General features: G+C 60.5%; 9 protein-coding genes. All 9 read left to right on the top strand.

What is annotated here, in order from left to right:
* The first annotated feature begins 113 nt into the window (after positions 1 to 113).
* The 9 genes from ACNO8S_RS18380 to ACNO8S_RS18340 are packed head-to-tail and all read left to right on the top strand — an operon-like array spanning position 114 to position 8,900.
* On the top strand, positions 114 to 1,211 hold the full coding sequence (locus tag ACNO8S_RS18380) for an ABC transporter ATP-binding protein (protein WP_420182933.1): 1,098 nt from the start codon (positions 114 to 116) through the stop codon (positions 1,209 to 1,211).
* A gap of 1 nt (position 1,212) precedes the next feature.
* Positions 1,213 to 2,013, top strand: a complete 801-nt coding sequence (locus ACNO8S_RS18375; RefSeq protein WP_420182932.1) for a creatininase family protein — start codon at positions 1,213 to 1,215, stop codon at positions 2,011 to 2,013.
* Between the two features lie 55 nt (positions 2,014 to 2,068).
* A complete protein-coding gene (locus ACNO8S_RS18370) occupies positions 2,069 to 3,427 on the top strand; it encodes an ABC transporter substrate-binding protein (RefSeq protein ID WP_064289118.1) in 1,359 nt (452 codons plus the stop codon).
* A 9-nt stretch (positions 3,428 to 3,436) separates the two neighbouring features.
* Positions 3,437 to 4,375 (top strand): carbohydrate ABC transporter permease, encoded by a 939-nt coding sequence (locus ACNO8S_RS18365; RefSeq protein WP_014031202.1) that lies wholly within the window; start codon positions 3,437 to 3,439, stop codon positions 4,373 to 4,375.
* Positions 4,372 to 5,217: a carbohydrate ABC transporter permease gene (locus ACNO8S_RS18360; RefSeq protein WP_008312256.1), complete on the top strand. Its 846-nt coding sequence runs from the start codon at positions 4,372 to 4,374 to the stop codon at positions 5,215 to 5,217. The genes ACNO8S_RS18365 and ACNO8S_RS18360 overlap by 4 nt, the downstream gene beginning before the upstream one ends.
* Before the next feature lie 40 nt (positions 5,218 to 5,257).
* Positions 5,258 to 6,409, top strand: coding sequence for a hypothetical protein (locus ACNO8S_RS18355; protein ID WP_420182931.1), 1,152 nt, complete (start codon positions 5,258 to 5,260; stop codon positions 6,407 to 6,409).
* Between the two features lie 44 nt (positions 6,410 to 6,453).
* Positions 6,454 to 7,623 carry a mandelate racemase/muconate lactonizing enzyme family protein gene (locus tag ACNO8S_RS18350; RefSeq protein WP_014031205.1) on the top strand — a complete coding sequence of 390 codons (1,170 nt, stop codon included), beginning with the start codon at positions 6,454 to 6,456 and terminating at the stop codon, positions 7,621 to 7,623.
* Between the two features lie 49 nt (positions 7,624 to 7,672).
* Positions 7,673 to 8,515, top strand: coding sequence for an SDR family NAD(P)-dependent oxidoreductase (locus ACNO8S_RS18345; protein ID WP_050038446.1), 843 nt, complete (start codon positions 7,673 to 7,675; stop codon positions 8,513 to 8,515).
* A gap of 10 nt (positions 8,516 to 8,525) precedes the next feature.
* Positions 8,526 to 8,900, top strand: a complete 375-nt coding sequence (locus tag ACNO8S_RS18340) for a Rid family detoxifying hydrolase (protein ID WP_014031207.1) — start codon at positions 8,526 to 8,528, stop codon at positions 8,898 to 8,900.

Below are 8,900 nucleotides of genomic sequence, written 5' to 3'. Positions count from 1 at the left end.
ATACCGGGCGTTGCTCCGCAAGGCACTGCCGGTTTCGATGTGATCGGTCTGCCTGACTGTGCCGGTACTACCAACATTTATTAATGATGATTGCGATGCTTCTTCTACTCGGTATGAGCGAAGTTACACTATCAAATGTCAGCAAGGTATACGACGACAACGTCCTTGCAGTTGAGGACCTCTCTCTGGCCGTCGAGGATGGAGAGTTTGTCGTCGTTGTCGGACCATCCGGGTGTGGCAAGTCGACCACACTTCGGATGATCGCCGGCCTCGAAACAGTCACCGACGGTGAGATTGCTATCGGCGGGGACGTAGTCAACGACGTTCGTCCACAGGACCGGAACATTGCGATGGTGTTCCAGAGCTACGCGCTGTACCCACACATGACCGTGCGCGATAACATGTCCTTCGGGCTTCGGCTGTCAGGCGAGTACGATGATCAGATCGAGCAACGGGTAACCGAGGCCGCCGAGCTACTGGAGATTTCGGATCTCATGGACGACCTACCGAAGCAACTCTCGGGTGGCCAGCAACAGCGCGTCGCGCTTGGGCGGGCTATCGTCCGCGACCCAGAGGTGTTTCTGATGGACGAGCCGCTGTCGAATCTCGATGCGAAGCTTCGGACCCAGATGCGTACGGAGATCCAGCGGATTCAGGAAGAGCTTGACGTGACGACGATTTACGTCACGCACGATCAGACGGAAGCGATGACGATGGCGGACCGGATCGTGATTCTCAATCAGGGTGAGCTCCAACAGGTTGCGCCGCCGGAGCGCTGCTACGACGAGCCCAACAACAAATTTGTCGCGGGGTTCATCGGGTCACCATCGATGAACTTCTTCGAGGTGAGCGTGACAAATAGCGGTGGACGTACGACGGTCCACTCAGCAGGTGTGGAGTTTACGCTCAACGTCGATATTCCGGATGGAGAGTACACGCTAGGCGTCCGTCCGGAGGATTTCGTCGCCGAGGACGCCGGGTCGTACATCGATACGGTCGTGGACGTCGTAGAACCCATGGGTTCGGACAATTTCCTCTATCTGGAGACAGCAGACGGGTCGAAAGAAGTCGTAGCCCGAGTCGATAGCGAGTACCGCCCGGAACGGGGCGACGAAATCGCGTTAGGATTTCATACGGAAGATATGCATCTGTTCGGTCCCGACGGCGAGCGAGTGGAACTGAACCAGCTACAGCGGACAGAATCAGCGTAACATGTTGTACGATACTATCGGTCGGAAAGAGAGCGAGTGGGCTGGAATGACGGCGAGTCAGATCCGAGGTGTCGGCGAACAGCCGGGCTCTGTTCTCGTTATTCCCGTCGGAAGCGTCGAACAGCACGGGAACCACCTCCCGGTCGTCACCGACACACTCCTGGTCGAGGCGATGGTCGACACTGCTGTCGAGCGTCTGGACGACGTGCCTGTCGTCGTGACGCCGCCGATATGGAGCGGGTTCTCGCCACACCATCTGTCGTTCGGTGGGACCCTGTCGCTCGAATTCGCACACTTACGAGCAACGCTTGAGGATATCGCACACGCTGGCATCCAGAACGGATTCGACGCGGTGCTGTTCGTCAATGGCCACGGCGGGAACGGTTCGCTCATCGACGCCGTCGTGAGTACCGTGGGCGTCGACACCGATGCGGAAGTACTCGGAACGACGTACTTCCACCTGGCGTCGGATCGAATCGAGGAACTCCGAACGACGGAGACGGGGGGGATGGCCCACGGCGGCGAGTTCGAGACGTCCCTCATGCTTGCGCTCCGACCGGACCTCGTGGGCGACCCGGAGGTCCGCGACGGGGAACCGATGGACGAACACTACAGATGGGGTGGACAGGACCTGCTCGACGGGGGCAACGTCGCCGTTTATCGTTCCTTCGACGAGTATTCCACGTCCGGTGCCATCGGAACGCCGAAGCAGGCGACTGCCGAGACAGGCGAACGAATCCGCTCGGTCATCGGCGACGAACTTGCGGCCCTCATGACCGCGATTCACGAGAGCAATTCCTGACCAATGAGCCACAGAACACAAAGAATTATGTACATGGAAGTAGGTGACATTAATGATGCAGCCCGATAACAACGACAGGTCTGTCGAGGACAGTATCGACCGCCGACAGCTTCTCCAAGCACTCGGCGCAGGCGGTGCCATCGCCATCGCCGGGTGTAGCGGCGACGGTGGGAGCGGCAGTGACGGTGGTGACGGCGACAGTGGGAGCGGCGGTGACGGGGGCGACGGCAGTACGCAGAGCGTGCAGTTCCTCACGATGGGCGTTGGAGACAACATCAAGCAGTTCTTCGAGGAGAACAACGCGGCCTTCGAGGACGAACACGACGTCGACGTAGAGTTCACCAGCGTGACGTGGGACAACGCACGCCAGACCGTGAACAACCGTGTCGACGGCGGCGAGGCGCCCGACGTCAGTCGGTGGCCGGCGCGCTGGATCCCACAGCTCGTAGGCAAGGACGCGCTCGAACCGCTCGACGACATGATGGACGGGGAGTTCGGTGAGCAGTTCTACGACGGCGTGGCCGAAGGAACGATGTACAACGGCTCTCACTACGGCGTGCCGTGGGCCGCCTCGAACAAGTGCCTGTACTACAACAAAGACGTCTTCGAGACGGCTGGGCTCGACCCCGAAGACCCGTCGCTCGATTCGTGGCAGGATATGCTGGATGCCGCAACGCAGATCCGTGACAGTGATGCGAGCGTACCAGCGCTGGGACTTGCAGGGGCCGACGCAATCGAGACCGGGTCGCAGTACTACCACTACCACTGGTCACACGGCGCGGACCTCGTCGACGACGAGGGACTGCCGGTCGTGAACTCCAGCGGCGCTGTCGAGGCCCTCTCGTTGTACACCGACCTCCACCTCGAACACAACGTCACACAGTCGTCACCGCTCTCCTCGACTCGGCAGGACATCCGACAGCTGTTCGAGAACGGTGACCTCGGGATGGTTATCGGGCACGTCTACACGGGACTCAACATCACCACCGCAAAAGAAAACGGCGAGGTCGACTTCGACTACGGCATCGTACAGGTGCCGCGTGGCCCTGAGGGCCGGTACAGCCTGTTCACTATCGACACGCTCGCCGTCCTGAGTCAGAGCGAGCACAAGGACCTCGCCCGGGACCTGATCCGGTTCTACTTCGACGAGGAGCGGCGGTTCCAGTACTCGAAGCAGAAAGGGTTCCTCCCCGTCGTCGAAGCCGTCGGTGAGCGCTCGTACTTCTCGGATTCGGAGAACTGGGGACCGTTCGTCGAGGCGGGACAGTACGCTCGTGCCCGGCCGAAGCTCAGTAACTTCAGCGAGTTCAACGACCGGATGGTCCAGGCCATTCAGGAGGCACTGGCGGACCGGAAGTCACCGCAGAAAGCGCTCAACGATGCCCAGAGTGATCTCGAAGATGCCATGGAGTGACAGACAGGGATGAGTCTGGCAGAGGAATACACCGAGACGTCCGACGACTCACGTCTCGAACGAGGATTGGCGTACGTCCAGCGCAACAGCCGGGCGTACCTTCTCATCGCCCCCGCAGCGGTGTTCCTGCTGGCCGTCGTCGGGTACCCGATTATCGAGACGTTTCGGCTGTCACTGTACCAGTCACCCGCCGACTCGAACATCGAGACGTTCGTCGGGCTCCAGCACTACGTCGAGATATTCAACAGCGACATCTTCTACCGCCTGCTCTGGCAGACCGGTCGCTGGGTCGTCGCCGGCGTCGCGGGCAAGACACTGCTTGGACTGCTGATAGCCGTTCACCTCAAGGGAGACATCCGCGGTCGGAAGTTCTTCCGTACGGCGTTTCTCATTCCGTGGGGGATTCCATACGCTATCTCCGCTGTGGTGTTCCGGTGGATAGAGCACCCGCAGTTCGGCTATCTCAACGCGATCCTGCTGAAACTCGGCATCATCGAGCAGGGAATCGGTATCCTCGGAAACCCGAGTATCGCGTGGCTCGGCGTCGTCGTAGCCGATATCTGGATCGGAACACCGTTCATGGCGATTATCTTCCTCGCGGGCCTGCAGTCGATACCCCAGGAACTGTACGAAGCAGCCGCCATCGACGGTGCCGAGAAGTGGCATCAGTTCCGGTACATCACGCTCCCACAGCTGAAGAGCGTCGTCCTGATTGCCACGCTACTGTCGACGATATGGACGTTCGTCAGTTTCGACGTCATCTGGACGATGACCGGCGGCGGCCCGATCAGTTCGACGGCGACGCTCGTCATCCACATCTATCAGGTGGGGCTCCAGAACGGGAACCTCGGACGCGGAGCCGCCTACAGTGTCATCGGGTTCCTGTTCCTGTTTGTCTTCGCTATCATCTACCTGCGCATCTACACGCGAGGGGGTGACGAGCTATGACGATGGCAGGCCACGACCGGAGCAATCTCCGCAAAGTCCGGCTCTACGGCGTGCTGATCGGACTGCTCGGGCTCATGATGTTGCCGTTCTACGCGATGTTCTCAAGCACTCTCAAGCCAGAGTCGGAGATATTCGCTGCGCCAGCGACGCTGGTTCCCAGCGACCCCAGCATCCAGGCGTATCTGCAGGTCTGGACACAGACCGACGTGTTGCTCTGGGTCGGGAACAGCTTCATCATCTCAGTTGGGACGGTCGTGTTGACGCTCCTGTTAGCGATACCGGCCGCGTACTCGTGTGCTCGGAACGACTTCGTGGGGAAACGGACCTTCCTCCTCTCCGTGCTGGTCGTCCAGATGTTCGCACCGGTCGTGTTGATCGTCGGCCTCTTCGACGTTATCACCCAGATGGGGCTGTTCAACACCTATCTCGCTGTGATCGTCCCGGCGGCGGCGTTCACGCTCCCGTTCAACGTCTGGATGCTGTACGGGTATTTCAAGACGATACCCGTCGCGCTCGAAGAATCTGCGCGTATCGACGGGGCGAGCCAACTGCAAATCCTCACGAAGATTGTACTCCCGCTCACGAAGCCAGCGCTGGTCGCCAGTGTCACCTACACCTTCCTCTACGCCTGGAACCGGCTGCTGTTCGTGCTCACCTTCCTCACTGACAGTGCGAAGTACAACATCCCGCGCGGGGTCTTCTCGATGGTCGGCGCGCTGCAGACCGACTGGCGGATGATGCTCACTGTGTCTGTTATCGGCATTATCCCACTCTTGATTTTGTTCGCCTTCTTGGAGGAGTATATCGTCGCAGGGATGACGGCTGGCGCGGTCAAAGAGTAGCTGCCTCTACTTTTATTATCGCCGCGATAGTTGGTCGCGTATGGAATTCGCGATGTGGGCGTACCCGTGGGACCTTCTGGACGAAGGGCCAGCGGAGGTGGAACGGCGACTGCGTGACATCGGCATCGACGAGCTGAACCTCGCGACGAACTATCACACTGTGCAGGCGTTCACGCCGCACAGTCCGGAGCGACGGACGCTGTTTGCCCGCGCGAGTTCGTATTTCGAGCCCGGTCCGGAGTACGGCGACCTCGAACCAGTTCCGTACGAGAAGATGGACAGCGACTGGGTCGCCGACATCGCCGCCGACCTGTCGGAGCTTTCACTCAATTCCTGGACAGTCGGCTGCCACAACTCCCGGCTCGGGATGGCCAACCCCGAATACACGCTGGAATCGGCACACGGTGACGACCTGATCTTCGGCCTGTGTCCCTCCCAGCCCGCGGTCCAGACGTATCTCTCGGCGCTGGTCTCAGATCTGGCGGCCCGCGATGAGTTCTCTCGTATCGAACTGGAAACGTTCGATTACTTCTACGGGACGGGCTTTGGATGGCATCATCAGAAGATCCACGCGCAGTTGGGCACACTCGGCGAATTCTTGCTTGGGCTGTGCTTCTGCCCGCACTGTCGCGAGAATGCGAAGGCCGCGGGCGTCGATGCTGAACGGGCACGCGAAACGGTAGCCGGCGCGCTGGACGATATCGTCGCCGGGGACGTGGCACACGACCGTTCGCCGGAAGGCTGGCTCGCGGAGCACGAAACCGTCGCCGCATACGTCGATGTCCGCGAACAGACGCTGTCGTCACTGTACGCCAGACTGGCTGACGCCGCTGGAACGACGCCGCTTGGCTACTACGTCGGCGCACCGGAACCCGGCCGCGAATGGGTCGTCGGGGCCGACCTGCAGGCACTCTCGAACCATGTCGATTACTACTGCCTTCCGGCTTACGAGTCGACGAGCGAAGCGGTCATAGAGGCGTACGACGCCGTCGAGACAGTTGTCGATGACGTGCCACTCCACGTCGGTCTCCTGCCGGGCCATCCAGCCATCCACGACGAGGCGACCGTTGTCGATATCGTACAGACCCTCAACTCGAAGGGAGTGCCGCGGCTCTCGTTCTATAATTACGGACTGCTCCCGGAGCAGTCACTGGAGTGGGTCGGAACCGCCGTCGACGCGGTGCGCGGATAGGGGCAAGCGGTACTTTGATATCGGTTCCCGAACGACAGGGATGCATGGAGATAACCGGCGTGTCAGCGGTCACTGTAGATGTACCGTTGGCCGACTTGGATGAACATCTCGGTATCGGGCCGTACGTGACAAATCACGGGAAACTACACTCGATGGAACGCGTGCTCGTCCGTGTCGACACAGATGAGGGGATTAGCGGTTGGGGAGAGATGCGCGTCTTCCTGTCACCGGCGGCCACTGAATCCATTATCGAAGACGGCGTTGGCCCGATGATCGAGGGCCAGTCGCCGTTCGAAATCGAGCGGCTCCGACGACAGGTGTTCGTCGAGTACACGAACGTAGATATGTTCTTTGCGGCGGTCGAAACAGCCTGCTGGGACATCGTCGGCAAAGCCCTCGACAGACCGGTATACGAACTTCTCGGCGGGTGGACGGCACCGACACAGGGCACTCAGCAACACCGGCAAACCGTCGATGGCAACAGTACTGCACCGACAGCTGTCCCCGTTGCGTTCTGTCTTGGTATCCTCTCGCCCGAGGAGTCCCGTATCAAGGCCCGAGAAGCGCTCGAAGCCGGCTTCACTGTCCTCAAAACGAAGGCGGGTCGGGACTGGCGACAGGACGTCGAGCGAATCAAAGCGATGCACGATGAAGTCGACGGCCAGCTAGAGTTCCGGCTCGACCCGAACCAGGGCTGGACGCTCGACCAGGCAGTTCGGGTCGGCGCGATGCTCGAAGACGCTGGAATCTACCTGCAGTACATGGAGCAGCCGATTCGAGTCGACTCACACAGGTCGCTTGCCCGACTCCGGCAACGACTCCGCCAGCCTATCGCGCCGAACGAGGATACGTACATCTCGCATAATCTGCAATCGCTCGTCGAAGCCGGCGCGATGGACGTCGGCGTTATCGACCTGACTCCGGCCGGCGGCATCAGTGGTATTCGACAGCAGGCCGCCATCCTCGAAGACGCCGGTGTTCCCTTTACGCACCACTGTGCGTTCGATCTGGGGATTCGAACCGCGGCGATCCTCCACGCGTTCACCGGCATCCCGGGCTTTTCGTTGCCCCCGGATTCGACGTACTACGGCTGGGAGGCAGACGTCATCGAGGCTCCGTTCGAAGTCAGCGACGGCTGCCTCCCCGCCCCGGAGGGACCCGGTCTGGGCATCAGTATCGACGTGGACACCGTCGAGGAGTATCGAATCACATGAGCGGCGGAGAGCAACTTTCAAGAGGGCAGCTTACGTGGGTGTCGGTGTCATGGTAGAGTTATCATTAGCGGACCGGCCAGCCATTGTGACTGGAGCGTCGCGAGGTATCGGGCGCGAGATCGCGGCCCGGTTCGCCGAAGCGGGTGGCGACGTCGTCGTCTGCTCGCGCACTTACGAGGACGTCGAAGCGGTTGCGACGGAGTTGACCGACACACACGATGGCCGCGTTGTTCCGGTCGAATGTGACGTCACAGACCGGGCGGCGGTACAGGACCTCGTCGACACGACCATCGAGGAGTTCGGGGACGTTCGGGTGCTCGTGAACAACGCTGGCGGCGCAGACGAGTCCGCCAATCTGTTGCACCGGTGTGACGAGGACACCTTCGAGTCGATGCTCGACCTGAACCTGAAAAGCCAGTTCCTCCTGAGCAAAGAGGTACTGCCAGCGATGGTCGCCGCTGGCGGTGGGTCGATAATCCATATGGGCTCAGTCAACGGCCTGTTCGGTATCGGGCTCTCCGGCTACTCCGAGGCGAAAAGTGGACTGCTGGCCCTCTCCCGGAACATTGCCGCCCACTACGGTCAGCACGGAATCCGCTCGAACGTTATTTCGGCGGCGACCATCGAAACAGCGAACAGGCGGGCAGAGATGGAAAACACGGAGGAACGGACCGGTGAGACGAGCGCACGGGAGCGCTGGCTCGACCAGTACCCACTCGGTCGGTTCGGCACACCGCGGGAAGTCGCAGATACGACCCTGTTCCTTGCCTCCGACCTGTCGAGTTTCGTTACCGGTGAGAATCTGGTGCTCGACGGCGGATTGACGACGAGCCTGCCGACATCGTTCATCAACGAAGTCTACGACGCGGACGACCAGCCGACAACCAATTGACTCACGACCCATGGAAGAACTAACAACTGACGACGCCCCCGATAGTATCGGCCCGTACTCACAAGGAATCGCTAGCGGTGACCGCATTTACGTTTCCGGTCAGGGACCGGTCGACCCGGATACCGGCGAGGTAATCCAGGGCACGCCCGCCGAACAGACTCGGCGCACACTCCGGAACGTAGCGGCTGTTCTGGATGCCGGTGACGCTTCGCTCGACGATGTGGTGAAAGCGACGGTTTTCGTGAAGGATATGCGGTACTACGACGAGGTGAACGAAGTGTACGGTGAGCTCATGTCACCCCCCTATCCCGCTCGCAGCGCTGTGGAGGTAGTTAAACTACCAGTGGACATCGACGTCGAGATAGAAGTTATCGCGGAACGGTAG

It is taken from the genome of Haloarcula sp. KBTZ06, assembly GCF_048595605.1.
In the GTDB taxonomy this organism is placed as follows: domain Archaea; phylum Halobacteriota; class Halobacteria; order Halobacteriales; family Haloarculaceae; genus Haloarcula; species Haloarcula hispanica.
This window is presented reverse-complemented; position numbering and strand designations above follow the sequence as displayed.